The organism is Microbacterium neungamense (assembly GCF_024971095.1).
In the GTDB taxonomy this organism is placed as follows: Bacteria; Actinomycetota; Actinomycetes; order Actinomycetales; family Microbacteriaceae; genus Microbacterium; species Microbacterium neungamense.
Map to the genome: position 1 here is coordinate 696,639 of NZ_CP069717.1, position 23,917 is coordinate 720,555.

Genomic DNA, 23,917 nt, shown 5'->3' on the forward strand with positions numbered 1-23,917 from the left:
AAGCCGGCGGATTCGCCGACGGTGCAGGACGAACGTCCGCGCACAGAACGGGGGTCGACACGCCGGATGACGGACGGATACGGCGATCCGTTCCGAAATCCGGCGTGTCGACCCCCGAAGTGTCAGGCGGGCGTCAGGCGGCGACCGCGGCGCGGGCTCAGCCCGGGTGCGTCATCGACAGCAGGTCGAGCTTCTCGTCCAGCTGCTCCAGGGTGATCTCCCCGCGCTCGACGTAGCCGAGGTCGATCACGGCGTCGCGCACCGTGATGCCCTTGGCCACCGAGTGCTTCGCGATCTTCGCGGCGGCCTCATAGCCGATGACCTTGTTCAGCGGGGTCACGATCGACGGGCTCATGCCGGCGAAAGCGGCGGCGCGCTCGACGTTCGCCTCCAGGCCGTCGATCGTCTTGTCGGCCAGCACGCGCACGGCGTTCGAGAGCAGGCGGATCGACTCCAGCAGGGCGGTGCCCATCACCGGGATGGCGACGTTGAGCTCGAAGGAGCCGGATGCCCCGGCCCACGCCACGGTCGCGTCGTTGCCGATCACGCGGGCGCACACCATGAGCACCGCCTCGGGCACGACCGGGTTGACCTTGCCGGGCATGATCGAGGAACCGGGCTGCAGGTCGGGGATGTGCAGCTCGCCGAGACCGGTGTTCGGCCCGGAGCCCATCCAGCGCAGGTCGTTGTTGATCTTGGTGAGCGAGACCGCGATGGTTCGCAGGGCGCCGGATGCCTCGACGAGGCCGTCCCGGTTGGCCTGGGCCTCGAAGTGGTCCTTCGCCTCGGTGATCGGCAGCTCCGTCTCGGCGGCGAGCAGGGCGATGACCTTCTGCGGGAAGCCGAGCGGGGTGTTGATGCCGGTGCCGACGGCCGTGCCGCCCAGCGGCACCTCGGCGACGCGGGGGAGGGCCGCCTGCACGCGCTCGATGCCGAGGCGGATCTGGCGGGCATAGCCGCCGAACTCCTGGCCGAGGGTGACCGGGGTGGCGTCCATGAGGTGGGTGCGGCCGGACTTGACGACGTCCTTCCACAGCTCCGCCTTCGCCTCGAGAGCCACGGCGAGGTGGTCCAGGGCCGGGATCAGCGTGTCGATCAGCGCCTGGGTGACGGCGATGTGCACCGAGGTCGGGAACACGTCGTTCGAGGACTGCGAGGCGTTGACGTGGTCGTTCGGGTGGACCTTGTCGCCGAGGATGCGGGAGGCGAGGGTCGCCAGCACCTCGTTCATGTTCATGTTCGAGGAGGTGCCCGAGCCGGTCTGGTAGGTGTCCACCGGGAACTCGCCGTCGTGCTTGCCGGCGGCGACCTCGTCGGCGGCCTGCGCGATGGCGTCCGCGATGCGGGCGTCCAGGGTGCCGAGCTCCTTGTTCGCCAGGGCGGCGGCCTTCTTGATCCGCGCGAGCGCGGCGATCTGCGCCGGCTCGAGGCCCTTGCCCGAGATCGGGAAGTTCTCCACGGCGCGCTGCGTCTGGGCCCCGTACAGGGCGTCGGCGGGCACGCGCACCTCGCCCATGGTGTCGTGCTCGATGCGGTACTCGATATCGGTCATGCCGATCCTTCCTCGGATGCGGGGATGTTCCCCTCGGTGTCGATGCCCACCGTGACGACGGGCACCGCGGTGCCCTCGGCGAGACGGTAGTTGGCGCCCACGATGCCCAGCCGGCCCTCCTCGACGGCGGCGCTGATCAGCTCGGAGGACTGCAGCAGGTCCTGCACGGTGTTGCGCAGGTGCTCCTTGCCGACCAGCTCGGCGTCGATCTCGGCGACCGTCGTGCCGCCCTTCTCGGCGAGCACCTTGCGCGCCGCGGGCACGATCGGGGCGATGAGCTTCCAGATGTGCGGCGGGAGCGGCGCCGCGTCGATCGCGGTGCCGTCGATCGCGGCGCGCACCGCGCCGCAGGAGTCGTGTGCGAGCACCACGATCAGCGGCACGCGCAGCACCTCGACCGCGTACTCCAGGCTCGCGACGATCGACTCGCCGAGCACCTGGCCGGCGTTGCGGACGACGAACAGGTCGCCCAATCCCTTGTCGAAGATGATCTCCGCGGCGAGGCGCGAGTCCGCGCAGCCGAACAGCGCGGCCATGGGTGTCTGGCCCTGGGCCAGCTCGTGGCGCTTCTCGACGTCCTGGTGCGGATGCTCGGGCTGCCCGGCGACGAAACGGCGGTTGCCGTCGAGCATGCCCTGCCAGGCCTGCGCGGGGGTGAGGGTGACGGTCATTCGGCCTCCGAGAGAGTGCGGATCTGCGGGGACAGGCTCTCGGCCAGCTCGGCGGTGGCCTCCGGGCTGAGCGATCCGTAGAGGAGCACGTAGTCGGGACCGGCCTGGGTGCCGAGAGCGTAGGAGACGTTGGCGTTGCGGGAAGGGTCGGCGACCTCGTACACGTCCCACTCGCGGCCGTCGATGGTGACGGCATCCGTCGGCGCGACGCCGGAGAGCACCTGCGGGGCCCACCGGGCATCCGCGTCGAAGGCCTGCGCGACGTGCACGAACCCGCGCTTCGCGGGCACCATCACGATGTCCCACACGACGGTGGCGCCGCTGTCGAGCTCGGCCGCGTTCACGCGCCAGCCGTCGGCGACCTCGGGCACGAGCACCTCGCGGTCCATGGTGCTCTCCACGTCCGCGGCGACCGCGGACAGGTCGATGGCGGGACGGGGCGCGGGCTCGCCGCGCGGGACGGCGAAGACGATCACCGCGACGACGCCGACCGTGACGATCAGCGCGGCGATCAGGTTGCGGAAGGTCTGGCTGGAGCGGTACACCTGGCTGGCCTCGGCCTTGCGCGCGGCGGTCTCATCCGGGGTCTCCGGGCGGCCCAGCTCGGCGACGATCCGCGGGGCACGGCTCATCCCCGCTCCTCCCGGCCGTCGTCGCCGGATGCTGCGGCACGGGCGGCGTCCAGCCGGCGCTTCGCGCCGAGCAGCCACTCCTCGCAGCGGGCGGCCAGCGCCTCACCCCGCTCCCACAGGGCGAGGGACTGCTCCAGGGTCGGGGCGCCCTGCTCCAGTTCGGCGACGACGCGGACCAGCTCGTCGCGCGCGTCCTCGAACGACAGGGATTCCACCGGGGTGTCGTTGGGCGCGGTCACGGCTTCCATCCTACGCGGCGGCGCCGCAGCCCCTCGCCCCGGGCTGCCTCCCGAGCATCGGCATCGTGCATCGATGCGTCGCCGGCATGCCCGACCGATGGCGGGTCAGCCCGCCTCGGGGATCTCGCCCTCCGAGCGCGCGGCGATCGAGCCGCGGTCGACCGTGATCGTCAGGGCGGTGCCGGCCGGGGCATCCGATGCGTCGCGCAGGATGACGCCGCCCTCGAGATGCGCGATGGCGTAGCCGCGGGCGAGGGTCGCCGCGGGAGAGAGGGCGCGCAGCGAGGCGCGCAGCTCGGCGGTGGCGCGCTGGGCGTCGTCGACCCGGCGGGTGACCGTGTCGCGGCCGCGGGCGGAGAGCAGCCAGATCTCCTGGGCGCGGCCGTCGACGATGTGCTCGGGGGAGCGCAGCACCGGACGCGAGCGCAGCTGCTCGAGCTGGGCGATGTCGTGCGACACCCGCTGCTGCAGCCGGGTGGTGGCGCGGGCCCGCAGCTGGGCGATGAGCGCCCGCTGCTCGCCGACGTCGGGGACGACGCGCTTGGCGGCATCCGTCGGCGTCGAGGCGCGCAGATCGGCGACGTCGTCGAGGAGCGGGTGGTCGTTCTCGTGCCCGATGGCGCTGACGATCGGGGTGGATGCCGCGGCGACGGCCCGGATCAGACGCTCGTCGCTGAAGCCGAGCAGCGTCTGCGGGTCGCCGCCGCCGCGGGCGATGATGATGACGTCGACGTCCGGGTCGGCGTCCAGCCGCGCGAGGGCGGCGAGCGTCTCCGGCACGCAGCGGTCGCCCTGCACCGCCGCGTACTCGGTGCGGAAGCGCACCTGCGGCCAGCGCAGCTCGGCGTTGCGGTGCACGTCCTTCTCGGCATCCGACCGTTCGCCGGTGATGAGCCCGATGCAGTGCGGCAGGAACGGCAGCGGCTTCTTGCGGGCCGCGTCGAACAGGCCCTCCTGGCGCAGCTGCGCGCGCAGGCGCTCCAGGCGCTCGAGCTGGTCGCCGATCCCGACGTGCTTCATCGCGGACACCGCGAAGCCGAAGTCCCCCGACTTCACGAAGTAGTCGGCCTTCACCGCCGCGACGACGTGATCGCCCACGCCGAGGTCGTTCGGGATGCGGGGGCGCACGCTCGACCAGATCCGGATGGAGATCTGGGCGTCGGAACGGGTGTCCTTGAGTCGGGCGAAGATGTTCCCGGCCCGCACGTTCCATGAGGTGATCTCGCCCTCGACCCACACGGTGCCCCACTGCGCCACGAAGTCGCGGATCGTCGCGTTCAGCCGCGCCACGGATGTCGGCGCGTCGGGCCGGGAGTCGCGCGGGGCGACGGCATCCGCGGGCGGCGCCTGGCCGGGCACGGCGGCGGCTTCGAAGACGGGCATGCCTCCATTCTCCCCGGTGCCGGCGGATGCCGTCTCCCGGGCTTCGGACAGGTGCCGCCGGTAGACTTCGAGGGTGACCTCCACCGCCGTCTCCCTCCCCGTCCCGCAGGTGCCGGGGCGCCGTCGTGCCGCCGAGCGCGCCCGCCTCGAGGACCGCCCGGTCGACGGTCGCAAGCGCGTGCTGCTGGCCGCCCCGCGCGGCTACTGCGCCGGGGTCGACCGCGCGGTCGTGGCGGTCGAGAAGGCGCTGGAGCGCTACGGCGCCCCCGTGTACGTGCGCAAGCAGATCGTGCACAACATCCACGTCGTCACCGAGCTCGAGGCGAAGGGCGCGATCTTCGTCGACGAGGTCGACGAGGTTCCCGAGGGCGCCCACGTCGTCTTCAGCGCGCACGGGGTCTCCCCGGACGTGGTGAACGCGGCCGCCGAGCGGGGCCTGCACGCCATCGACGCCACCTGCCCGCTGGTGACCAAGGTGCACCGCGAGGCCGTCCGCTTCGCCCGCGACGACTACGAGATCCTCCTCATCGGGCACGACGGCCACGAGGAGGTCGAGGGCACCGCCGGCGAGGCGCCCGATCACGTCACGATCGTGAACTCGCCCGAGGAGGCCGACACCGTGCAGGTGAAGGACCCCTCCAAGGTGGTGTGGCTCTCGCAGACGACGCTCTCGGTGGACGAGACGATGGAGACCGTGAACCGCCTCCGGACGCGGTTCCCCGAGCTGCACAACCCGCCGTCGGACGACATCTGCTATGCCACGCAGAACCGCCAGGTCGCGATCAAGAAGGTGGCCGCCGACGCCGACCTCGTCATCGTCGTCGGCTCTGCGAACTCCTCGAACAGCGTGCGGCTGGTCGAGGTCGCGCTCGAGTACGGCGCCAAGGCGGCGTACCGGGTGGACTACGCCGACGAGGTCCAGCAGGAGTGGCTGGACGGCGTGCGCACCGTCGGTGTCACCAGCGGCGCCTCGGTGCCCGAGGTGCTGGTGCAGGAGGTGCTGGCGGCGCTCGCCGAGGCGGGCTACGGCGAGGTCGAGGAGGTGCGCACCGCGGAGGAGGACCTGATGTTCTCGCTGCCGAAGGAGCTGCGCCAGGACGCCTCCGGCCAGCGCGACGGGCGCGCGCTCGGCGGCCGGACCGGCCGCTGACGGGCGCCCCGACGCCGCCGACACACGCCCGTCCACAGGGCCGGCGAGGGCTAGGATCGTCGCCGGAGGGACGATGACGGCTCCCGAGCGGGAACAGACGCTGATCGGATCGGTGCAGCGCGCCCTGTCGCTCGTCGACATCGTCGCGCGGGCCGCCCGGCCGGTGCCCGTGAAGGCGCTCGCCGTGGCATCCGGTCTCACCTCGGGCACGACGTACAACCTCGTGCGCACCCTGGTGCACGAGGGGTATCTCGCGAACGAGCCGGACGGAGTGATCCTGGGGCCGCGCTTTCACGGATTCCTCACGCCGAACGACAGCAGCGGCGTCTTCCTCGCCCTCGTGCGGGAGGCGCTCAACGCGGCCAGCGACATCGTCGGCGCGAGCGCCTACTTCGCGCGGTACGGGGATGGTGAGATCCACCTGATCGACATCGTGGACGCGCCGCGCAGCCCGCGCACCGAGCTGTGGGTCGGCATGCAAGCCAGCGCGCATGCCACGGCCCTGGGCAAGCAGATCCTCGCCGAGCTGCCGCCGTCGGAGGTGCGCGACTACCTGGCCCGAAATCCGCTGCGCCCCAGTCGAGTCCCCACTCACTGGGGTCGCCGTGTGCGTGGGGGCGTGGACCGGCGAGGACCGGACCGGCGGGGACCAGCCCCGCGGGGATCGCGCGGCCGGGGGTCGGCCCTGCCGGCGTCGTTACCATGGACGGATGACTGACGACCGCCCCCGCTACGGCGAGTACGCGAGCCCCGAGGAGCAGCGCGCGCGGGCGGGCCTGCCGCCGTTGCCGCCGCAGGGCGCCGCCGGCCCGGCCGGGCAGGATGCCGCGACAGGGCTTCCCGGGTCTGCCGGGCATCCGAGTCCCGCGTCTCCCGGGCATCCGTCGTCCTGGTCGGTACCGCCCGACGACCCCGCCGCCCCGGCCAGGACCGGTCGCGGCGCCGACCGCGTCCTCACGCTCGCCCTCCTGGCCCTCGGGCTGCTGAACGTGCTCTCGTCCATCCCGGGCTTCCTGGATCTCGCGACCACGATGGACCGCACCCTGGAGATCCTCGGCCTCCCGGGGGAGTTCACCTCCTACGCCGCCGCCCGGCTCTGGGGAGCGATCGCGACGGTCGTCCTCCTCGGCGGATACGCCGCGACGGTGTGGCTGGCTCTGCGGCGGCTGCGCGCGCGGCGGCTCGCCTGGTGGGTGCCGCTCGCCGGTTTCGCGGTCACGATGGTGCTCGTCTCGGTGTGCCTGTCCATGCCGATGTTCGGGGATCCGGCGTTCCTGCAGGGTCTCGGCGCACCGTCCGCCGGGTAGCCTCGAAGGATGAAGGCTCCGCAGCTCGCGTTCCAGGTCCACCACGCCGTCGTCACCGCCGGCGACGGAGCGGATGCCCGGGAGCGGGTGCTCGCGGTGCTCCGCCAGCACCGCATCCTGGCCGCACTCCGCGGGGGCGGACGGTCCGGCCCGGAGGCCGCGGTGCTGCTGCCGGTGACGCAGGACGGCGCGGTGCTCGCGCTCGCCGCGGACGACCGGCTCAGTTTCGGGATCACGGTCGCCGACCTGCGGGCCGGGTTCGCCGCGGAGGGGCTGGCCCTCGCGCTCGGCGAGAGCGCGGATGCGGATCCTGTGCCCGGCGGCGATGAGGGGACGGATGCTGCGCACGTCGACGGCGCCACCGAGGGCCTCACCGACGACGCCACCGAGGACCTCACGGAGGTGCTCGCCGACGACGGGCAGCGCGACGAGGATCTTCTCGCCGACGACGCGGCAACGGCCCAGTTCGCGCAGGAGCACGGCGCTTCGGCGGAGCCCGTGCGGGTCGCGGAGTTCTCGCATCGTGGACCCTGGGCCGCGCGTCTCACGGCGCAGATCCTCGGCGTCGATGTCGAGTACCTCGAGGACGGCGACTGGTCGCTCTACCGCTACCGCACCGACCGGCCGCACGGCGTGATCACGGGCGCCGGCGCGGACGGTCTGGTGGTGGAGCTGAACCTGCCGGTGCACGGCGAGGCCTGGGTGGAGGTGACCGTCCCGGCCGGCGAGACCGCGTTCTTCTGGCCGAACGCGGAGCGCGAGACCCGGCCGACGCTGGACGTCGAGGCGATCGCGGTCCCCGAGATCGCCGAGCTGTACCGGCGGATGCTGACCGAGGCCGATGGCCTGGAGGACGAGATCGCGCTGCTCGGGCGGGATGTGGACGCCGAAGCGGTGCGCCGCGCCTGCATCCCCGAGTCTCTCGGCGGAGTCGCCGGGGAGCGGGAACGGCTGACCGCGTTCCTGACGGCGTTCGGAGTGCCGCCGTCCCTCGCCGCCGCGGCGCTGCCGGACGCGGACTCGCTCCCGGCACCGGGCGACGAGGCGCCGTCGGCAGCCGCGACCCGCCGATTCGCGCCGCAGGGCTGGCCCGCCGTGATCGGCGGGATCCTCGTCGGCGGCCTGAGCGAGACCGTTCCGCTCACCGCGCGGAGCCACCCGGTCGCACGGCTCGCGCGTGCGCTGGAGCGCCGACCGCAGCTCGCCGCGGCGGCGAGCACCGCCGAGATCGCGGCCGGCGTCGCACTGCTGCGCGGACGGTCGGGTCTCGCCCGCGTGATCGGTGCTCTGGCAGTGCTGGACGGCCTGGCCGACCTCGGCCTCCTCGCCCTGCGCATCCGCCGGCGCTGACTGCGGAGCCGGCCCGCGGCCGCGTCGCTCGCCGCGACGCGGTCCCGGCACGCCGGGGGAGACGACGAAGCCCCCGTCCGGCGGCGACGAGCGCGGCCGGACGGGGGCTCCGTGCGGATGTCAGCTCTGCGACTGGCCGTACGAGCCGAGCTGCTTGGTCGACTCGACGACGCGGGCGGCCATCGCCGACTCGGCGATCTTGCCCCAGGCGCGCGGGTCGTACTGCTTCTTGTTGCCGACCTCGCCGTCGACCTTCAGCACGCCGTCGTAGTTCTGGAACATGTAACCGGCGATCGAGCGGGTGAACGCGTACTGCGTGTCGGTATCGATGTTCATCTTGATGACGCCGTTGGCGACCGCCAGCGCGATCTCCTCGTCGGTGGAGCCGGAGCCGCCGTGGAAGACGAGGTCGAGGGGCTTCGGGCCGGTGCCGTACTTCTCGGCGACCTGGGCCTGGATCTCGCCCAACAGCTCCGGACGCAGCTTCACGTTGCCGGGCTTGTACACGCCGTGCACGTTGCCGAAGGTGAGGGCGGCGATGTAGCGGCCGTTCTCCCCGAGACCCAGCGCCTGCACGGCCTGGTCGACGTCGGCGAAGGTGGTGTAGAGGGCCTCGTTGGAGCCCTCGTGCTTGATGCCGTCCTCCTCGCCGCCGACGACGCCGATCTCGACCTCGAGGATCGCGTTGATGTTCTTCATCCGGGGGAGCAGGCTCTTGGCGATCTCGATGTTCTCGTCGAGCGGCACCGCCGACCCGTCCCACATGTGCGACTGGAAGATCGGGTTGCGCCCGGCCTTGACCTCTTCCTCGGAGGCCGCGATGAGCGGCTCGACGAAGCCGCCGAGCGCGTCCTTCGGGCAGTGGTCGGTGTGCAGCGCGACCGTGATCGGGTACGACTTGGCGACCTCGTGGACGTAGCGGGCGAAGGCGAGGGCGCCGGTCGCCCGGGCCTTGACGGTGTGGCCGGCGAAGTAGTCGGCCCCGCCCGTGGTGACCTGGAGGATGCCGTCCGATCCGGCCTCGGTGAGGCCCTGGAGCACCGCGTTGATGGTCTGCGAGCTGGAGACGTTGATGGCCGGGTACGCGAAGCCGCCGGCCTTCGCGCGGTCGAGCATGTCGGCGTACTGTTCCGGGGTGGCAACGGGCATGGATTCTCCTGCGGTCGGGGGAGGGATGTCCTTCCACACTCTAGTGGCGAGGGGGACGGATGCCGGGGGCTGTGTCGCTGGTCACCACCACCGGCCTTCGTCGATGTTAAGAACGTGGAATTCTTCATGCTCTGACCGGCGAAAATCGCGGGGTCACGTGCGCCGGGCTGGCTAGGCTGGGCGGCATGGTGAGTCTCACAGGCGATCTCAGCCCCCTCCGCCCCGACCGCAACCTCGCACTCGAGCTCGTGCGCGCCACTGAGGCGGCGGCGATCCGCGCGGTGCCGTTCATCGGCCGCGGCGACAAGGAGGCGGCGGACGGCGCGGCCGTGGACGCCATGCGCGCCTTCCTGGGCACCGTGCACTTCCAGGGCCGGGTCGTGATCGGCGAGGGCGAGAAGGACAACGCGCCGATGCTGTTCAACGGCGAGGTGGTCGGCACCGGCCGCGGGCCGGAGTGCGACATCGCGGTGGACCCGATCGACGGCACCTCGCTCACCGCAGCGGGACGCCAGAACGCGCTCTCCGTGATCGCGGTGTCCGACCGCGGCACCATGCTGGACGCGTCCAGCGTCTTCTACATGGACAAGCTGGTCACCGGCCCGGCCGGGGTCGGCGTGGTGGACATCCGCCTGCCCATCGGGGAGAACATCCGGCGCCTCGCCAAGGCGCTCGGCAAGCCGGTGGACGAGATCGTCGTGTCGGTGCTGAACCGTCCCCGTCACGAGAAGCTGATCGAGGAGATCCGCGAGGCCGGGGCGGGCACCCGCCTGATGAGCGACGGCGATGTCGCCGGCGGCATCAACGCGGCCCGGCACGGCGCCCGCACCGACATGTGCGTCGGCATCGGCGGCAGCCCCGAGGGCATCGTCACGGCCTGCGCCATCAAGGCCCTCGGCGGGCACATCCAGGGGCGGCTGTGGCCGCGCGACGACGAGGAGCGCCAGCGCGGCATCGACGCCGGCCTCGACGTCGACAAGGTGTACGAGGCGGACGACCTCGTCAAGGGCAACAACACGATCTTCGTCGCTACCGGCGTCACCGACGGCCAGCTGGTCGCCGGCGTCCGCCGGGAGGGCGGTTACCTCTACACCGAGAGCGTGGTGCTGCGCGGGGCATCCGGCACCCTGCGCCGGATCGCGTCGGAGCACCTCGTCTCCAAGTGGCTCTGAGCTGAAGGTCCGGCGAAGCCGGACGCGCTGGACGCGGATCGTCACCGAACCGGTATCCGGCGACCACCGCGGCATCCGGGCATTCCCAGCGGATGCTGGCACAATGTTCCTCGGCCGGTGCGCGTGCATCGGGACAGGCCAGGAACAGGAGATCGCGATGACCTCGCCGGACGAGTCGCCCGCTGGGGCGCCGCGCGTGCAGCACGTGACCACCAAGACCGGCCGCATCGTGCGGGTGACGGAGGCGCAGGCGGCGGCCGTGGCGGCGCAGACCGCGAAGACGCCGACCGGCTCGACGAAGATCATCATCGACCCCGCGCGCCGCACCGACGTGCTCTTCCGCGTCCGCCGCGACGAGGGTCACGAGATCAGCTCGTGGTGGATGATCGGCGCGTTCCTGGTCACCTCGGGGATCGTCATCGCCCTGCTGTCCTGGGTGCCCGGCACGGCCTGACCAGCAACAGGGCCTGACCGGGAACAGGCCGAGCCTCAGGCGACGGCGGCCTCCGCAGCCGCGAGCAGCGGCTCGGTGAGCGCGACGCCCGCCGCGGTGGCGAGCGCGTCCACGTCGTTCGCGCCGAACCGGCGGGCCGCGTCGATGACGATGTGCGCGCAGGCGCGGGCATCCGCGAGCGCGTCGTGGTGGGGGAAGGCGCCGAACCCGGCCGCCTCGGCCGCCTTCGGCAGCCGGTACGACTCGAGCCGGTAGGTCTTGCGGGCCAGTGCGAGCGAGCAGAGGGAGCGGTAGGGCGGGGCATCCGTCCCCGTCGCCTCGCAGGCGCGGCGCAGCACGTTCAGGTCGAAGCCGGCGTTGTGCGCGACCAGGACGTCCGCGCCGGCGAAGGCGCACAGGCGGTCGAGCTGCTGCGACCAGCCCGGTGCGGACGCGACGTCCTGCGGGCGGATGCCGTGGATCCGGACGTTCCACTCGTTGAACTCGTCGTGCCCGGCGGGCGGGCGGATGAGCCACCCGGTGGTCGCGACCACCTCGCCGCCGCGCACCCGCACCATGCCGACCGCGCAGGCGGATGCCGGGCTGGAGTTCGCGGTCTCGAAGTCGATCGCAGTGAAATCCAGGGGCACCTCTCCACCCTCGCGGCCGTCCGCCGTCGCTGCCGTCAGGCGCGCCGTCGAACGCGCGATCCGGGCCTCGGGCCCACCGCGTCGCACCGCCGGACGCTGAGCCTGTCGAAGCGTCCCGTGGATCCGGACGCTGAGCCTGTCGTAGCGTCGGTCCGTCGCACCGACGCTGAGCCCGCCGAAGCGTCATCCGGGTACCGTGACGGTATGAGCAGTGAGCGAGCGACCTCGTTCGGCGCCGCGGCGTCGAGCTACGAAACCGGACGGCCGGAGTACCCCGCCGACGCCGTCGCCTGGATGCTGGCGGAGCTCCCGGCAGGATCACGGCGCATCGCCGACGTCGGCGCGGGCACCGGCAAGCTCACGCGCGCCCTGCGGGCGGTGCTCGACGACGCCGAGGTGGTCGCGATCGATCCGGATGCCGCGATGCTCGCCGTCCTCCAGGATGTGGCGCCGGGGATCCCCACCTTCCTCGGCACGGCGGAGTCGCTGCCGCTGCCGGACGCGTCCGTGGACGCCGTCGTGCTCGGCCAGGCCTGGCACTGGGTGGAGCCGGAGGCCGCATCGCGCGAGATCGGCCGGGTGGTGCGGCCCGGCGGCACCCTCGGACTGATCTGGAACGTGCGCGATGAGCGCGTCGACTGGGTGCGGCGGCTCACCGGCATCATGCACGGCAGCCCGGCCGAGGAGATGATCGCCGGCGACGGGCCCACCGTGGCCGCCCCGTTCGCGGCGCCCGAGTCCCGGACGTGGGAGTGGCGGCGGCCGATCACCCGGCCGCGGCTGCACGACATGGCCGGCTCGCGCAGTTATGTCATCACCGCATCGGATGCCGAGAAGCAGCGCATCCGCCGTGACATGGACGCCCTGTTCGACGACCTCGGACTCCGCGACGGGCAGACGATCGAGCTGCCCTACCTGACGAAGGCGTTCCGCGCGCGGCGCGCCGGCTGACCGCGAACGCCCGCATCCCCCTCGCGTCACGCGTCGCCCATCGTCGTCGAGTCGCCAGGACAGGAAGCGGATGCGGGCATCCGTCGGGTCGGCGCGCAGCATCCCGCCGGTAGACTCGACGCCCGTGGCTCTTACTATCGGGATCGTCGGCCTGCCCAACGTCGGCAAGTCCACCCTCTTCAACGCACTCACCAAGAACGACGTGCTCGCGGCGAACTATCCGTTCGCGACGATCGAGCCCAACGTGGGCGTGGTGAACCTGCCCGACCCGCGGCTGAACACGCTCGCCGAGATCTTCGGCAGCGAGCGCATCGTGCCCGCCACCGTGTCGTTCGTCGACATCGCCGGCATCGTGCGCGGCGCCAGCGAGGGGGAGGGGCTCGGCAACCAGTTCCTCGCCAACATCCGTGAGGCGGATGCCATCGCGCAGGTGGTCCGGGGTTTTGCCGACGACGACGTGGTGCACGTCGAGGGTGCGATCGACCCGAAGGGCGACCTGGAGACGATCAACGCCGAGCTCATGCTCGCCGACCTGCAGACCCTCGAGAAGGCGATCGTGCGCCTCGAGAAGGAGGTGCGCGGCAAGAAGACCGACCCGTCCGTGCTGGAGGCGGCCAAGGCCGCGCAGGACGCGCTCGAGCGCGGGCAGCTGCTGTCCACGAGCGGCATCGATCTGGTGCCGATCAAGGAGCTCGGCCTGCTCACCGCCAAGCCGTTCATCTTCGTGTTCAACGTGGACGAGCAGGTGTTGACGGATGCTGCCCGCAAGGCGGAGCTCGCCGCGCTCGTCGCGCCGGCGCAGGCGGTGTTCCTGGACGCGAAGATCGAGTCGGAGCTGATCGACCTCGACCCGGAGGACGCCGCCGAGCTGCTCGCCTCGACCGGCCAGGAGGAGTCCGGCCTCGACCAGCTCGCCCGCGTCGGCTTCGACACCCTCGGGCTGCAGACCTACCTCACGGCGGGCCCGAAGGAGGCGCGGGCCTGGACGATCGGGAAGGGCTGGAAGGCACCGCAGGCGGCGGGCGTCATCCACACCGACTTCGAGAAGGGCTTCATCAAGGCGGAGGTGATCTCCTTCGACGACCTGGTCGCCGCCGGCTCCGTGGCCGAGGCCCGCGCGCGCGGCAAGGCGCGCCTGGAGGGCAAGGATTACGTGATGCAGGACGGCGACGTGGTGGAGTTCCGGTTCAACGTATAGCGTTATTGACGCCATTCGGTACGTCCGAGGAGTTCTGGATGAACCTGCAGTCCAACTACGAGCTGCGTCTTGAGCGGCGGGCTCTGCGTGACACGGTGGCCGAGATCACGCCACTGAAGGTCGCGTGAGCGGGCCTGAACGCCGACTCGTCCGGAAGGTTCGTGCACGAAGAGCGAGGCGCGGCGGCCTCCGTGCATCGTCGGATGCCGGAGGCGCGGTCGAATCGAGAGGTGAGCCGCATGTCGTTCGTGCCCGATGAGGTCCTCGCGTTCATCGACGAGGTGTCGGCCCTTCCGGCTGAGTCGCTGCAGCAGGTCCGGCACGCCGTCGCGGTCGCGACCGCGTCGGGGGCGAGGAAGGCGTCCGATGCGCCGAAGCTCAGCGCTTCGGAGTTGGACGCGCTGATCAAGCGGATCAGTGATGCGTTCGCCGCGCGTGCCGACGAGCTCCGCGCCTTGACTCCACGTGGTGCGCTGAATGCGGCGATCGTGAACGCCACGGTCGCCTCGCAGGCGATCTGGAAGCGCGACCGGCTGACGGAGGCACAGTTCGAGTCCTTCGCCGGCATGTACCGCGACGTCGGCATCGCGGTCTGACGAGGAGCAGCGGACGGGCCGCGGAGCGGCGCGGGGTCCGCAGCCCGGCGGTTCCTCCTCGACCTCGGTGCGGATGTCGGACGGTCGATGTCCCCGGCCGGTGGGAGGATGGGCGCATGCCCGAGTCGCCGGAGGTGCAGGCGCTCGTCGAGTTCCTCGACGAGCAGGTCGACGGCCGTGTCATCGCGGGCGTGGACATCGCGGAGTTCCGTACCGTGAAGACGCGCGATCGTCCGCCCGCCACGCTCATCGGCGCGAAGATCGACGGAGTGCGGCGCTTCGGCAAACACGTCGGGTTCGACACGACTGCCGGCTGGCTGATGATCGGGTTCGGCCGCAACGGCTGGATCCGATGGCTGCCCGGGGGAGACCCGGCCGATGATGAGACGCCCGTGCCCGAGGTCGCCCGGATCGTGCTGGACGGTGATCGAGACGGCTCATGGAGCGGTGATGCAGATCGTCGACACCGGAGACTTCCTCGCCGTCAGCGCGGCGGTCGTCGACGCCCCCACCCACCTGGCCGCCATCGCAGGTCTCGGGCCCGACCCGCTCGCACCGGAGTTCTCCCGGGAGGATCTCGAGCGCGCGCTCGGCACCCGGCGGAAGCAGATCAAGGCCCTGCTGCAGGAACAGACCTCGCTGGCCGGAATCGGCAACGCCTACTCCGACGAGATCCTGCACCGCGCACGACTGCCGCACACCGTACACGCCGCGGCGCTCGACGCCGCGGCTCGCGAGCGCCTGTTCCACGCCGTGGTCGAAGTGCTGAGGGGCGCCGTCGCGGACCGCCGCGGGCTGCCGCCCGAGCGGCTCAAGCAGGCGAAGGTCGATGCGATGGTCGTGCACGGACGCGGCGGCCAGGCGTGCCCGGTGTGCGGCACGATCATCGTCGATCACGCCTTCGCGGGGGCATCCGCACAATTCTGTCCGCACTGTCAGCCCGAGCCCGTCCCCGGCTGACGAAGCCGGGACGGTGGCGGGGCGCTTGCTGCGCCTCGCAGGGCCCGGTCGCACCCGAACGCTGCGTTCGCTCGATGCGCTGCTCCTGGCCGCCTCGACGTCGGTGCCCTGGGGCGGCCGGGGTGACATCAGAGAGTGAGCCCCGCCCGGGTTCGACGTCCACCGCCGCCGTCACGCGTCCAGACCGGCAGGATACGCTGGAATCCGACCCCTGCCCGCCGAGACGAGGAGCCGCACGCCCATGACCGACACCCAGATCTTCGAGCCCGACGGACGCGCCATCCCCTTCGTAGACGAAGGCGACGGCCCCGTCAAGCTCGTGCTGATCCAGGAGCACGGTCTGGCCGCCGACGTCCTCAGCGTCGTCGGGCACTACCTCGCCGAGGAGGCAGGGTTCCACGTGCTGCGCATCGGTCACCGGGCCGACGCGGCGGGCGTCTCGTTCGAGGAGCGGGTGGCGGATGCCCTCGCGGTCATCGACCACGTCGGCCTCGAGGACACCTGGTTCGGCGGCCACGGGTTCGGCGGGACCGTGGCGCGCGCCCTCGTCGCCGCGCACCCCGACCGCGCGAACGGGCTGCTGCTGCTCGGCGTCGAGGGGGCCGACATCGAGCTGCCCCCGCACATCCCGGTCCTCATCATCCAGGGCACCGACGACACCACGACGCCGGCCGAGAACGCCGAGCGTCTCCGCTCGTCGGCCCCCGAGCGCGCCAGCATCAAGACCGTCGAGGGCGACCACCTGTTCCCGATGACGCACCCCATCGACACCGCGGGCATCATCGAGGAGTACCTCGACTGGGACTGATCGGTCCCGCGCGCGAGCATCGCCGCGGAACCCTCGACCGGCGTACGCTGTGGCTGTCGCCGACGAAGGGAGCACCGTGTCCGATCACCTCGAGCATCCCGTGCACGATCACGTCCCCACGCCGGACGAGCCCACGATCCCCGAGCTCGAAGAGGACGAGACCGTCGCCCCGCGCCCGGAGGAGGAGATCGCCGACGTGCTCCGCGCCGAGCCCGACGTCGCCGATCACAGCGGTCATTCCGGCTGAGCCCCGGTCATCTCGTCGTCATCCTGCGGAGCAGGACCGCGCCGGATCGGTACAGTCGGCACCAGGGATGAGATGAGGGTGCCGTGGACGTGATTGCGCTGACGCTGATCGTCGCCGCCGCGTTCGGCACGCTCGCGCACCTCCTGCGGGTGCCGGCGCTGGTCGGGTTCCTCGCCGCCGGCTTCGTGCTCGGCGCGATGCACATCGAGCCGTTCACCGGTCTCGAGCGGATCGCCCAGATCGGCGTGACGCTGCTGCTGTTCACGATCGGGCTGAAGTTCGACATCCGGGCGCTGCTGCGCCCCGAGGCCTACGGCACCACGGCCATCCACATGATCCTCAGCGTGCTGGTCGGCGCCGGCACCGTCGGGCTCGCCACGGTCATCGGCCTCACCTCGGTGGACGGCTGGCGTACGCTCGCGCTGGTCGGCTTCGCCCTGTCCTTCTCGTCGACCGTGCTCTGCGTGAAGGTGCTCGAGGACCGCTCCGACGACGGATCCCTGTACGGGCAGACGGCGATCGCCATCCTCGTGCTGCAGGACGTTGCCGCGGTGGCCTTCATCACCGTGAACGCCGACGAGCCGCCGAGCCCGTGGGCGTTCGCGCTGGTTCTGGTGCTGCCCCTCGCGTGGGCGCTGCGGAAGGTGCTCGGCCTGATCGGCCACGGCGAGCTGCTGGTGCTCTTCGGCGTCGTGATGGCGCTCGGGCCCGGCTACCTGGCTTTCGAGTCGGTGGGCATCAAGGGCGACCTCGGTGCGCTGGTGATGGGGCTGCTGTTCGCGACCCACCCCCGCGCGATCGAGATGTCCAAGGCGCTGTTCAGCGTGAAGGAGCTGTTCCTGATCGGTTTCTTCCTGCTGATCGGCATGGGAGCGGCCCCGACCTGGGCGGATTTCGGCCTCGCCCTTCTGCTGTGCGTGATCCTGCTGCCGCTGACCTTCATCGGCTTCGTCTGGCTGTGCCGGCTGTTCGGGCTGCGCAACCGCACCGCGATCAGGACCGGCCTCGCGCTGAGCAACTTCTCCGAGTTCGGGATCATCGTGGCCGCGTTCTGCGTGGCCGCCGGGCTGCTCACCGAGCGCTGGCTCACCGTGATCGCGATCGCCGTCGCGCTGAGCATGGTCGCCTCGTCCATCGCCAACGCGCACGGCCTCCGTCTGATCACCGCTCTGACCTGGCTGCCGGCCCAGGAGATCTCCAAGCTCCGGCCCGCCGATCGCCCGATCGACACCAGCGACGCCGACGTCGTCGTGCTCGGCATGGGGCGCGTGGGCCGTGCCGCGTACGAGCGCCTCGTGGACGAGGGCGGCCTGCGTGTGCTCGGCGTCGACAACGACCACGCCGTGATCACACGGCTCGAGGCCGATGGCCTGAACGTGGTGGAGGGGGACGCCACGGACGTGGAGTTCTGGAGCCGCCTGGCGTCCGGCGGCTTCGTGAAGACCGTCGTGCTGGCGATGCCGTTCCACGGCTCGAACACGTTCGCGCTGGAACGGCTGCACGAGGCGGGTTTCGACGGGCGCGTGGTGGCGGTGGCGCAGCATCCCGATCAGGTCGAGCACCTGGCCGCGAGCGGCGTCGACGGCGTCCTCAACATCTACGCCGGCGCCGGCCACACGCTCGCCGGCCTCGCGATGGCCGAGGACGAGGACCGCCCCGAAGCCGGGGACCCCGGCCGTCCGGCCGGCTGATCCCCGGCGTCGGGGCGGTGGTGTGCTACTTCAGCTGCCCGCGCACCTCGCCGCCCGGGTAGGTCTGCGTGTGCACGTTGACGTACCAGTCGCCCGGGTCCTCCTGGATGCCGGCGAGGATCGACGGGTCGGTGACGGTCGTGCATCCGTCGACCGCGAAGGACGTCTCGTTCGGGACGTCGAGGTGGATGCGGATCGGCCCGGCCTCTCCGCGCGGGGCGCTGTGCACGTGCGCGGCGCCGGCCGGGACGGTCAGGCCGGTCACCTCGATGGTGTAGCAGAACTGGTCGCCGTCGATCGTGTAGCTGAACATGCCGTGGGCGCCGCCCTTGGCATCCGTCGTCTCCTGTCCGTTGTTCAGCGGGATGGCGGGCGCGGCGGTCGCGGCGGACGCGCCTCCGACGGCGAGCAGCGCGAGCGCGGCGGCGAGGGCCGCCCGGTGACATGGCGCATGATCGGACACGACAGGAGGTTCGACATGCGATCGAAGACGACCGGCGTCCTTCTCGGCGCCGCCCTCGTGCTCACCCTCGGCGTTGCCGGGTGCTCGTCCCCGTCACCGGGCGGGGGAGAGGAGCCGGCCGATCCCGGCTACGGCGTCTCTCCTTCGGAGGAGCCGTCGGAGACGCCCTCCGCAGAGGCGTCCGGCGAGGTCGCGCTGATGACCGCGGACTCGTCACTGGGCGAGATCGTCGTGGACGGCGAGGGCATGACCGTGTACATGTTCGACAACGACACGCAGGGCACCGACAGCAGCGCGTGCACCGTCCAGTGCCTGGAGAACTGGCCGATCGTGACGGTCGACAGCGAGACGCCCGAGGTGGACGGCGTGACCGGCGAGGTCGGCACCATCATGAGCCCCGAGGGCGAGATGCAGCTGACCCTGAACGGCTGGCCGCTCTACTACTTCGCCGGCGACGCGGCCCCCGGGGACGTCAAGGGGCAGGGCGTCAACGACGTCTGGTGGGTGCTGTCGCCCTCCGGTGAGCGCATGGCCGAGTGAGCTGGGCGCCGGGGCCGGGCGTCAGCTGCGCAGCCTCTTGCGCAGGAACACCTGCTCGGTCCCGTCGCCCTGCGGCACGCGCTCCGTCTCGCGGTACCCGCACCGCCGGTACAGCCGCAGATTCGCCTCGCTGAGGCTGCCCGTGAACAGCTCCGCCTCCGCGGCGTGGCTCTCGCGTTCGGCGACCTCCAGCAGCATCCGCCCGATGCCCTCGCCCTGCATGTCGGGGGCGATCGCGATGCGCCCGATGAGGAGGAGGTCGCCGTCGACCCGCGCGCGGATCGCTCCGACCAGTCGCCCGCCGACACGGGCGGTCCAGCCGATGCACTCGCGCAGCTCGGCCTCCACCTGCTCCAGCGTCTGCGTCAACGGCGGCATGTCGACGCCGCCGTAGATCTGCGCCTCGGAGACGAACGCCGCGCGCTGCAGGGTGAGCACCTCTCCGGCGTCCTCCGGCCGGATCGGCGCCAGTTCGACATCCGGCGCGTCCTCGTCCTCGTGCATCCGTCGCTCCCTCCTGCGATCGCCGACGCCCGTACCGTGCCCGAGCGCGAGACCGAAATCAAGCCCCTGGGCTCCGGCCCGAGACGGATGCTACCGTCGCGGCGCGTCCGGAACCGGGCGATCGAGAACATGAGGTGAACATCCATGGCTGAGAAGCGCACCACCAAGACGACTACGAAGAACGACGCCTCGGGCGCGAAGACGACGCGACGGCAGAACGCGGAGAAGGGCTTCACGGCCTCCGCGAAGCTGGCCGGCGACCTGCAGGCGGCGCTCGTCGACCTGCTGGAGCTGTCGCTGCAGGGCAAGCAGGCGCACTGGAACGTGGTGGGGCGCAACTTCCGCGACATGCACCGCCAGCTCGACGAGATCATCGCGGCCGCGCGCGGCTTCAGCGACACGGTCGCGGAACGGATGCGGGCGCTGCACGCCGTCCCGGACGGCCGCAGCGACACGATCGCCCAGTCGACCACGCTGCCGCCGTTCCCGGCCGGCGAGGTGTCCACGGAGGAGACGGTGGATCTCGTGACCGAGCGACTGGAGGCGACGGTGGCCACCGTGCGCCGGGTGCACGATGAGGTGGACGAGGAGGATCCGACCTCGGCCGACATCCTGCACGCGATCATCGAGAAGCTGGAGCAGTTCGCCTGGATGGTGAGCGCGGAGAACCGCACTCCCGCCGGCCGCTGACCTGGCCGGGACGCGGCACGACCGAACGCCGCCGCAGGACGACCCGGTAGGTGATGAGTCCCGGGTACGCGAAGAGCCGCCGCAACCCGCTCAGGGGGTGCGGCGGCTCTCGGCGTGCCGGTGGGGGATCAGACCGGCTGCGGCAGGAGCGTGAACGACACCGCCCCCTGCTCGTCGACCCCGGCGTCCAGCGTCTTGTCCGCGAGCGCCTCCGAGGCCTCGTGCTCGAGGAAGACGCGGGCGCCGCCCTCGCCCTCCACGATGTCGTCGCCCGGCTCGGGCGCGGGAGCAACGGTCAGCGCGAAGCGCGCCTCGTCAGCCGGGCCGGTGCCGGACGTGTGGATGAGCAGGCCCGCGGACGGGTCGGCGCTCTGCTGCGCGACGATGCTCGTCGCGATCGTGCTGGCGTTGTCGGTCAGGGTGAGCATGCGCTCTCCTTCCGGGTCGGGGCACCGCACCGTACGACGCGGTGTCCGGGCCACGATTCCGCACCTGGGCGCCGACCTCAACCCGAGCGCACCCACTCGCAGGCCTTTCACACCTGCCGCATGCGGACCTCCCAGCCCGGCCGTCCGGCGCCTACCGGCGGTCGCGCTCGCGGCTGCGCATCATCAGCGGAAGGCCCGCCCACAGCGCGAACACGACGACCACCCCGATCCCGGCCGCGATCAGCGCCGAGGTGCGATCGATCGTCACGTCCAGGATGAGGGCGGTCACGCCGACCGTCACGGCGCCGACGACGATGAGGTTCGCCTTGAGCAGCCGGCTGGTCATCCGCACCAGCTCCGGCTTGCGGCGCTGGGCGAACAGCATCCGGTGCAGCCCCACGGGGGCGAGGGCGAGAGCGGTGGCGGCGGCGGCGAGCAGCACCAGCACCACGTACAGGCTGCGCTGCACGTCGTCGAGCTCCGCGAAGCGCGGCTGGAAAGCGACCGCGAGGAGGAAGCCGGTGAGGATCTGCGTGCCGGTCTGCATCACCCGCAGCTCCTGCATCAGCTCCTCCCAGTTGCGGTCGGCGCGCTCGTCTGGCGTCTCGTCGCGGCCGTCGGGCATGGCATCCGCCGTCATCGGCGCACCGCCGCGGCCTGGAGAGCGGATGCCAGCGCGGGATCGAGACCGGGCACGTCGTCCGTCGGCACGGTGAGGGCCAGCAGGGCGCGGCTGAAGTAGTTGCGCGCGGCGGCCGCGAGGGTGATGTCGACGATCTGCCGATCGTCGAAGCCGTGCGCGCGCAGCTCCTCGGTGTCGGCATCCGTCATCGTCGCCGGGTCGCCGGAGAGCCGGGCGGCGTACCGGATCACGGCCTGCTCGGCCGGCGTGAACGCGCTGTCGTCGCCTTCGGCGAACCCGCGCAGCCCGGCTTCGTCGGCGACACCGGCCCGCAGCGACTTGCGGGCGTGGGCGAGCAGGCAGTGCGAGGACCCGATGGCGCGCGCCGCCCCGAGCGTGGCCGCCTCGTACACGCGTACGCCGATGGAGGGCACGACGGCCCGGATCAGCGCCTCGAACGCGCTGTACGCCTCGGGGTTCACGGCCATGGCGCGGGTGTGCCCGTACACGACGCCGTCGGCCTCCCTGTCCTCGGCGTACATGCGGGCGACGTCACCGGTCGCGGTCTCGACCGGGGGAGGAGCGATGATCATGTCGGGACGGTACTCCGGCCGGGCCGGCAAAGGGTAGGGCTTGCGCGCCGGAGCCGGTGCTCGCTAGGGCCCGGAGCCGCTGCTCGTCTGGGCCCGTACGATCGGAGTATGGCCGAGACACCCGAACTCCTGACCCCGCTCGTCCCCGGGCTGTCGTCCTCCGCCGGCGCGGACGCCGGCCTGTGCGCCGACGGGGTGTGCCTGCTGCCGGACGCGGCGGACGACTGAGCCCGGCGGCCGCCGAGCGTTCCGACGCAGAGGGCGCCCAGGGCGCCGACGCAGAAGGCCGGGACCCTCGCTGCCCCGGCCTTCTGCTGCGATCAGTGACCGGCGTGGGCGGGCGCCTCGGCGTCCTGGTCCTCGGGCTTGCGGATGAGGAACGCTCCGACGATCGTCACGGTGGAGATCACCGCGCCGATCAGGAAGGCGACCCGCGAACCGGAGGCGACCGCGGCCGCCACGCCCGTGCCGCCGCCGGCGTTCACGATCACGGTGAACACCGCCATCATCACCGCGATGCCCGCCGCGCCGGCGACCTGCTGGATCGTGCCGATCACGGCGCTGCCGTACGAGTAGAACCTCGGGCTCAGCGACGCCAGCGATGCGGTGAACAGCGGGGTGAACGACAGCGCCAGCCCGACCGACAGCAGCGTCTGCGCCACCAGCACCACCCACACGCTCGTGCCCACGCTGAGCGTGGTGTAGAACCACAGCATCGTGGCCGCGAGGATCGAGCCGGGGATGAGCAGGATGCGGGTGCCGTGCGCGTCATAGATCCGCCCGATCACCGGACCGAGCAGACCCATCGCGAGGGCACCAGGGAGGACGGTGAGGCCCGCGGTCGTCGTGTCCAGCTGCAGCGCGTCCTGCAGGTACAGCGGGACGACGGTGATGGTGCCGAAGAACGCCAGGGACAGCAGGAACATCTGCGCCATGGACAGTGAGAACCCGGTCGAGGCGAACACGCGCAGGTCGAGCAGCGCGTCGTCCTCGCGCTGCAGCCGGACCTGGCGGAGCAGGAAGACCAGCAGCCCGACGACCCCCACGACGAGCGCGATGGCCAGCGGCACCCAGGAGCCGCCCGCCTCGGCGAGCGAGCCGATCTGGCTCAGGCCGTACACCAGGCCGCCGAAGCCGAACGCCGACAGGATGATCGAGGGCACGTCGATCGGCGCGTGCGTGCGCTCGCCGACGTTCGTCAGCCAGCGCCAGCCCACGAACATCGCCGCGAGCGCGATCGGCAGCACGACGACGAAGATCGCGCGCCAGCTGAAGTGGTCGAGCAGGAGCCCGGACAGGGTCGGGCCGATCGCGGGAGCCAGCGAGATGACGATGCTGACCCGCCCCATCATCCGCCCCCGGGCGGCCGGCGGCACGAGGTTCATCATCGTGGTCATCAGCAGCGGCATCATGATCGCCGTGCCGGACGCCTGCACCACGCGGCCCAGCAGCAGCATCGGGAAGCCGATGGCGACCGCGGCCAGGATCGTGCCGGCCGAGAACAGCGCGAGCGCACCGAGGAACATCTGCCGCGTCGTGAAGCGACGCAGCAGGAAGCCGGTGGTCGGGATGACCACGGCCATCGTGAGCATGAAGGCGCTGGTCACCCACTGCGCGGCGAGCGGGTCGATGCGCAGATCCTGGATGAGGTGCGGGATCGCCATGCCCATCGTCGTCTCGTTCAGGATCGCCACGAAGGCTGCCGTCAGCAGCACCCAGATGACCGCCATGTCCTTGCGAGGGATCAGAGGTTCCGCGGATGCGCGAGTGGGCACCGAGCCAGTGTCGACAGCAGACATGGGTTTCCTTAAAGGGGGTGGTCGGCGCGAATGCGCGGGGGAGCGTCACACCCTAACCGACGGCGTGGAACCGGTATTCCCGATCCCGTGAACTCGGTCCCACGCGGCCCCGCCCGCGTCGGCCGCAGTAGCCTGAAGG

At 71.7% G+C, this 23,917-nt stretch carries 28 protein-coding genes and 2 pseudogenes; 17 read left to right on the top strand and 13 right to left on the bottom strand.

What is annotated here, in order from left to right; translation table 11 throughout:
• Window positions 1-157 precede the first annotated feature (157 nt).
• From JSY13_RS03265 to xseA, 5 genes are all read right to left on the bottom strand, one after another.
• Entirely contained in the window at window positions 158-1,552 is a 1,395-nt protein-coding gene (locus JSY13_RS03265) for a class II fumarate hydratase (RefSeq protein WP_259607616.1), read from the bottom strand.
• Window positions 1,549-2,223, bottom strand: coding sequence for a carbonic anhydrase (locus JSY13_RS03270; RefSeq protein WP_259607617.1), 675 nt, complete (start codon window positions 2,221-2,223; stop codon window positions 1,549-1,551). The genes JSY13_RS03265 and JSY13_RS03270 overlap by 4 nt, the downstream gene beginning before the upstream one ends.
• On the bottom strand, window positions 2,220-2,855 hold the full coding sequence (locus JSY13_RS03275; RefSeq protein ID WP_259607618.1) for a DUF4245 domain-containing protein: 636 nt from the start codon (window positions 2,853-2,855) through the stop codon (window positions 2,220-2,222). Before JSY13_RS03275 ends, JSY13_RS03270 begins: the two co-directional genes overlap by 4 nt.
• A complete protein-coding gene (locus tag JSY13_RS03280) occupies window positions 2,852-3,103 on the bottom strand; it encodes an exodeoxyribonuclease VII small subunit (protein ID WP_259607619.1) in 252 nt (83 codons plus the stop codon). The genes JSY13_RS03275 and JSY13_RS03280 overlap by 4 nt, the downstream gene beginning before the upstream one ends.
• A gap of 96 nt (window positions 3,104-3,199) precedes the next feature.
• Window positions 3,200-4,477: an exodeoxyribonuclease VII large subunit gene (xseA, locus tag JSY13_RS03285; RefSeq protein WP_259607620.1), complete on the bottom strand. Its 1,278-nt coding sequence runs from the start codon at window positions 4,475-4,477 to the stop codon at window positions 3,200-3,202.
• Between the two features lie 109 nt (window positions 4,478-4,586).
• Here xseA and JSY13_RS03290 point away from each other — a divergent pair, with 109 nt between their 5' ends.
• The 4 genes from JSY13_RS03290 (at window position 4,587) to JSY13_RS03305 (ending at window position 8,284) form a co-directional block, all read left to right on the top strand.
• Entirely contained in the window at window positions 4,587-5,627 is a 1,041-nt protein-coding gene (locus JSY13_RS03290; RefSeq protein WP_432806444.1) for a 4-hydroxy-3-methylbut-2-enyl diphosphate reductase, read from the top strand.
• 73 nt (window positions 5,628-5,700) lie between these two features.
• Entirely contained in the window at window positions 5,701-6,345 is a 645-nt protein-coding gene (locus JSY13_RS03295) for an IclR family transcriptional regulator (protein WP_259607622.1), read from the top strand.
• Window positions 6,338-6,934, top strand: coding sequence for a DUF6264 family protein (locus tag JSY13_RS03300; RefSeq protein WP_259607623.1), 597 nt, complete (start codon window positions 6,338-6,340; stop codon window positions 6,932-6,934). Before JSY13_RS03295 ends, JSY13_RS03300 begins: the two co-directional genes overlap by 8 nt.
• Window positions 6,935-6,943: 9 nt before the next feature.
• The gene (locus JSY13_RS03305; RefSeq protein WP_259607624.1) at window positions 6,944-8,284 is read left to right on the top strand and encodes a hypothetical protein; all 1,341 of its coding nucleotides are present in this window, start codon (window positions 6,944-6,946) and stop codon (window positions 8,282-8,284) included.
• Between the two features lie 120 nt (window positions 8,285-8,404).
• On the opposite strand, the gene fbaA is transcribed toward JSY13_RS03305, so the two are convergent.
• A complete protein-coding gene (gene fbaA / locus JSY13_RS03310; protein ID WP_259607625.1) occupies window positions 8,405-9,433 on the bottom strand; it encodes a class II fructose-bisphosphate aldolase in 1,029 nt (342 codons plus the stop codon).
• Window positions 9,434-9,618: 185 nt separating this feature from the next.
• Between fbaA and glpX the strand changes: the two genes are divergently transcribed.
• Window positions 9,619-10,605 (top strand): class II fructose-bisphosphatase, encoded by a 987-nt coding sequence (glpX, locus tag JSY13_RS03315; RefSeq protein ID WP_259607626.1) that lies wholly within the window; start codon window positions 9,619-9,621, stop codon window positions 10,603-10,605.
• A 157-nt stretch (window positions 10,606-10,762) separates the two neighbouring features.
• On the top strand, window positions 10,763-11,059 hold the full coding sequence (locus tag JSY13_RS03320) for a hypothetical protein (RefSeq protein ID WP_259607627.1): 297 nt from the start codon (window positions 10,763-10,765) through the stop codon (window positions 11,057-11,059).
• A gap of 35 nt (window positions 11,060-11,094) precedes the next feature.
• Here the strand turns inward: JSY13_RS03320 and JSY13_RS03325 are convergent, their stop codons facing one another.
• Complete coding sequence (locus tag JSY13_RS03325; protein WP_259607628.1) at window positions 11,095-11,688, bottom strand: 3'-5' exonuclease; 594 nt, start codon at window positions 11,686-11,688, stop codon at window positions 11,095-11,097.
• A gap of 204 nt (window positions 11,689-11,892) precedes the next feature.
• Here JSY13_RS03325 and JSY13_RS03330 point away from each other — a divergent pair, with 204 nt between their 5' ends.
• From JSY13_RS03330 to JSY13_RS03370, 9 genes and pseudogenes are all read left to right on the top strand, one after another.
• Window positions 11,893-12,639, top strand: coding sequence for a class I SAM-dependent methyltransferase (locus JSY13_RS03330; RefSeq protein ID WP_259607629.1), 747 nt, complete (start codon window positions 11,893-11,895; stop codon window positions 12,637-12,639).
• Window positions 12,640-12,763: 124 nt separating this feature from the next.
• On the top strand, window positions 12,764-13,837 hold the full coding sequence (ychF, locus tag JSY13_RS03335) for a redox-regulated ATPase YchF (RefSeq protein WP_259607630.1): 1,074 nt from the start codon (window positions 12,764-12,766) through the stop codon (window positions 13,835-13,837).
• A 2-nt stretch (window positions 13,838-13,839) separates the two neighbouring features.
• Window positions 13,840-13,965 (top strand): annotated as a pseudogene (locus JSY13_RS03340) (HigA family addiction module antitoxin); the annotation flags it as partial.
• Between the two features lie 102 nt (window positions 13,966-14,067).
• A complete protein-coding gene (locus tag JSY13_RS03345) occupies window positions 14,068-14,433 on the top strand; it encodes a hypothetical protein (RefSeq protein WP_259607631.1) in 366 nt (121 codons plus the stop codon).
• Between the two features lie 116 nt (window positions 14,434-14,549).
• Window positions 14,550-14,801: pseudogene (locus JSY13_RS03350) on the top strand (DNA-formamidopyrimidine glycosylase family protein); the annotation flags it as partial.
• Window positions 14,802-14,883: 82 nt separating this feature from the next.
• The gene (locus tag JSY13_RS03355; RefSeq protein ID WP_259607632.1) at window positions 14,884-15,393 is read left to right on the top strand and encodes a zinc finger domain-containing protein; all 510 of its coding nucleotides are present in this window, start codon (window positions 14,884-14,886) and stop codon (window positions 15,391-15,393) included.
• A gap of 241 nt (window positions 15,394-15,634) precedes the next feature.
• Window positions 15,635-16,201, top strand: coding sequence for an alpha/beta fold hydrolase (locus tag JSY13_RS03360; RefSeq protein ID WP_259607633.1), 567 nt, complete (start codon window positions 15,635-15,637; stop codon window positions 16,199-16,201).
• A gap of 76 nt (window positions 16,202-16,277) precedes the next feature.
• A complete protein-coding gene (locus JSY13_RS03365; protein WP_259607634.1) occupies window positions 16,278-16,448 on the top strand; it encodes a hypothetical protein in 171 nt (56 codons plus the stop codon).
• Between the two features lie 83 nt (window positions 16,449-16,531).
• Window positions 16,532-18,139, top strand: coding sequence for a cation:proton antiporter family protein (locus JSY13_RS03370; protein WP_259607635.1), 1,608 nt, complete (start codon window positions 16,532-16,534; stop codon window positions 18,137-18,139).
• A 25-nt stretch (window positions 18,140-18,164) separates the two neighbouring features.
• On the opposite strand, the gene JSY13_RS03375 is transcribed toward JSY13_RS03370, so the two are convergent.
• Entirely contained in the window at window positions 18,165-18,602 is a 438-nt protein-coding gene (locus tag JSY13_RS03375) for a CHRD domain-containing protein (protein ID WP_259607636.1), read from the bottom strand.
• Between the two features lie 15 nt (window positions 18,603-18,617).
• Here JSY13_RS03375 and JSY13_RS03380 point away from each other — a divergent pair, with 15 nt between their 5' ends.
• Window positions 18,618-19,142, top strand: a complete 525-nt coding sequence (locus tag JSY13_RS03380) for a COG4315 family predicted lipoprotein (protein WP_259607637.1) — start codon at window positions 18,618-18,620, stop codon at window positions 19,140-19,142.
• Window positions 19,143-19,163: 21 nt separating this feature from the next.
• Here the strand turns inward: JSY13_RS03380 and JSY13_RS03385 are convergent, their stop codons facing one another.
• Window positions 19,164-19,646 (bottom strand): GNAT family N-acetyltransferase, encoded by a 483-nt coding sequence (locus tag JSY13_RS03385; RefSeq protein ID WP_259607638.1) that lies wholly within the window; start codon window positions 19,644-19,646, stop codon window positions 19,164-19,166.
• A 144-nt stretch (window positions 19,647-19,790) separates the two neighbouring features.
• Here JSY13_RS03385 and JSY13_RS03390 point away from each other — a divergent pair, with 144 nt between their 5' ends.
• Window positions 19,791-20,336 carry a Dps family protein gene (locus tag JSY13_RS03390; RefSeq protein ID WP_259607639.1) on the top strand — a complete coding sequence of 182 codons (546 nt, stop codon included), beginning with the start codon at window positions 19,791-19,793 and terminating at the stop codon, window positions 20,334-20,336.
• A gap of 128 nt (window positions 20,337-20,464) precedes the next feature.
• Here the strand turns inward: JSY13_RS03390 and JSY13_RS03395 are convergent, their stop codons facing one another.
• The 4 genes from JSY13_RS03395 to JSY13_RS03410 all read right to left on the bottom strand — a co-directional run bounded on the left by JSY13_RS03395 (window position 20,465) and on the right by JSY13_RS03410 (window position 23,778).
• The gene (locus JSY13_RS03395) at window positions 20,465-20,764 is read right to left on the bottom strand and encodes a Fe-S cluster assembly protein HesB (RefSeq protein WP_259607640.1); all 300 of its coding nucleotides are present in this window, start codon (window positions 20,762-20,764) and stop codon (window positions 20,465-20,467) included.
• Between the two features lie 151 nt (window positions 20,765-20,915).
• Window positions 20,916-21,404 (bottom strand): DUF6328 family protein, encoded by a 489-nt coding sequence (locus JSY13_RS03400; protein WP_259607641.1) that lies wholly within the window; start codon window positions 21,402-21,404, stop codon window positions 20,916-20,918.
• The gene (locus tag JSY13_RS03405; RefSeq protein WP_259607642.1) at window positions 21,401-21,979 is read right to left on the bottom strand and encodes a carboxymuconolactone decarboxylase family protein; all 579 of its coding nucleotides are present in this window, start codon (window positions 21,977-21,979) and stop codon (window positions 21,401-21,403) included. The genes JSY13_RS03400 and JSY13_RS03405 overlap by 4 nt, the downstream gene beginning before the upstream one ends.
• Before the next feature lie 320 nt (window positions 21,980-22,299).
• Window positions 22,300-23,778, bottom strand: coding sequence for a DHA2 family efflux MFS transporter permease subunit (locus JSY13_RS03410; protein ID WP_259607643.1), 1,479 nt, complete (start codon window positions 23,776-23,778; stop codon window positions 22,300-22,302).
• Between the last annotated feature and the right edge of the window lie 139 nt (window positions 23,779-23,917).

Coding starts and splice junctions, on each gene's coding strand:
- JSY13_RS03265 (WP_259607616.1), bottom strand. CDS start 1,552: ATGACCGATATCGAGTACCGCATCGAGCACGACACCATGGGCGAGGTG.
- JSY13_RS03270 (WP_259607617.1), bottom strand. CDS start 2,223: ATGACCGTCACCCTCACCCCCGCGCAGGCCTGGCAGGGCATGCTCGAC.
- JSY13_RS03275 (WP_259607618.1), bottom strand. CDS start 2,855: ATGAGCCGTGCCCCGCGGATCGTCGCCGAGCTGGGCCGCCCGGAGACC.
- JSY13_RS03280 (WP_259607619.1), bottom strand. CDS start 3,103: ATGGAAGCCGTGACCGCGCCCAACGACACCCCGGTGGAATCCCTGTCG.
- xseA (WP_259607620.1), bottom strand. CDS start 4,477: ATGCCCGTCTTCGAAGCCGCCGCCGTGCCCGGCCAGGCGCCGCCCGCG.
- JSY13_RS03295 (WP_259607622.1), top strand. CDS start 5,701: ATGACGGCTCCCGAGCGGGAACAGACGCTGATCGGATCGGTGCAGCGC.
- JSY13_RS03300 (WP_259607623.1), top strand. CDS start 6,338: ATGACTGACGACCGCCCCCGCTACGGCGAGTACGCGAGCCCCGAGGAG.
- JSY13_RS03305 (WP_259607624.1), top strand. CDS start 6,944: ATGAAGGCTCCGCAGCTCGCGTTCCAGGTCCACCACGCCGTCGTCACC.
- fbaA (WP_259607625.1), bottom strand. CDS start 9,433: ATGCCCGTTGCCACCCCGGAACAGTACGCCGACATGCTCGACCGCGCG.
- glpX (WP_259607626.1), top strand. CDS start 9,619: ATGGTGAGTCTCACAGGCGATCTCAGCCCCCTCCGCCCCGACCGCAAC.
- JSY13_RS03320 (WP_259607627.1), top strand. CDS start 10,763: ATGACCTCGCCGGACGAGTCGCCCGCTGGGGCGCCGCGCGTGCAGCAC.
- JSY13_RS03330 (WP_259607629.1), top strand. CDS start 11,893: ATGAGCAGTGAGCGAGCGACCTCGTTCGGCGCCGCGGCGTCGAGCTAC.
- JSY13_RS03355 (WP_259607632.1), top strand. CDS start 14,884: ATGCAGATCGTCGACACCGGAGACTTCCTCGCCGTCAGCGCGGCGGTC.
- JSY13_RS03360 (WP_259607633.1), top strand. CDS start 15,635: ATGACCGACACCCAGATCTTCGAGCCCGACGGACGCGCCATCCCCTTC.
- JSY13_RS03380 (WP_259607637.1), top strand. CDS start 18,618: ATGCGATCGAAGACGACCGGCGTCCTTCTCGGCGCCGCCCTCGTGCTC.
- JSY13_RS03385 (WP_259607638.1), bottom strand. CDS start 19,646: ATGCACGAGGACGAGGACGCGCCGGATGTCGAACTGGCGCCGATCCGG.
- JSY13_RS03390 (WP_259607639.1), top strand. CDS start 19,791: ATGGCTGAGAAGCGCACCACCAAGACGACTACGAAGAACGACGCCTCG.
- JSY13_RS03395 (WP_259607640.1), bottom strand. CDS start 20,764: ATGCTCACCCTGACCGACAACGCCAGCACGATCGCGACGAGCATCGTC.
- JSY13_RS03400 (WP_259607641.1), bottom strand. CDS start 21,404: ATGACGGCGGATGCCATGCCCGACGGCCGCGACGAGACGCCAGACGAG.
- JSY13_RS03405 (WP_259607642.1), bottom strand. CDS start 21,979: ATGATCATCGCTCCTCCCCCGGTCGAGACCGCGACCGGTGACGTCGCC.
- JSY13_RS03410 (WP_259607643.1), bottom strand. CDS start 23,778: ATGTCTGCTGTCGACACTGGCTCGGTGCCCACTCGCGCATCCGCGGAA.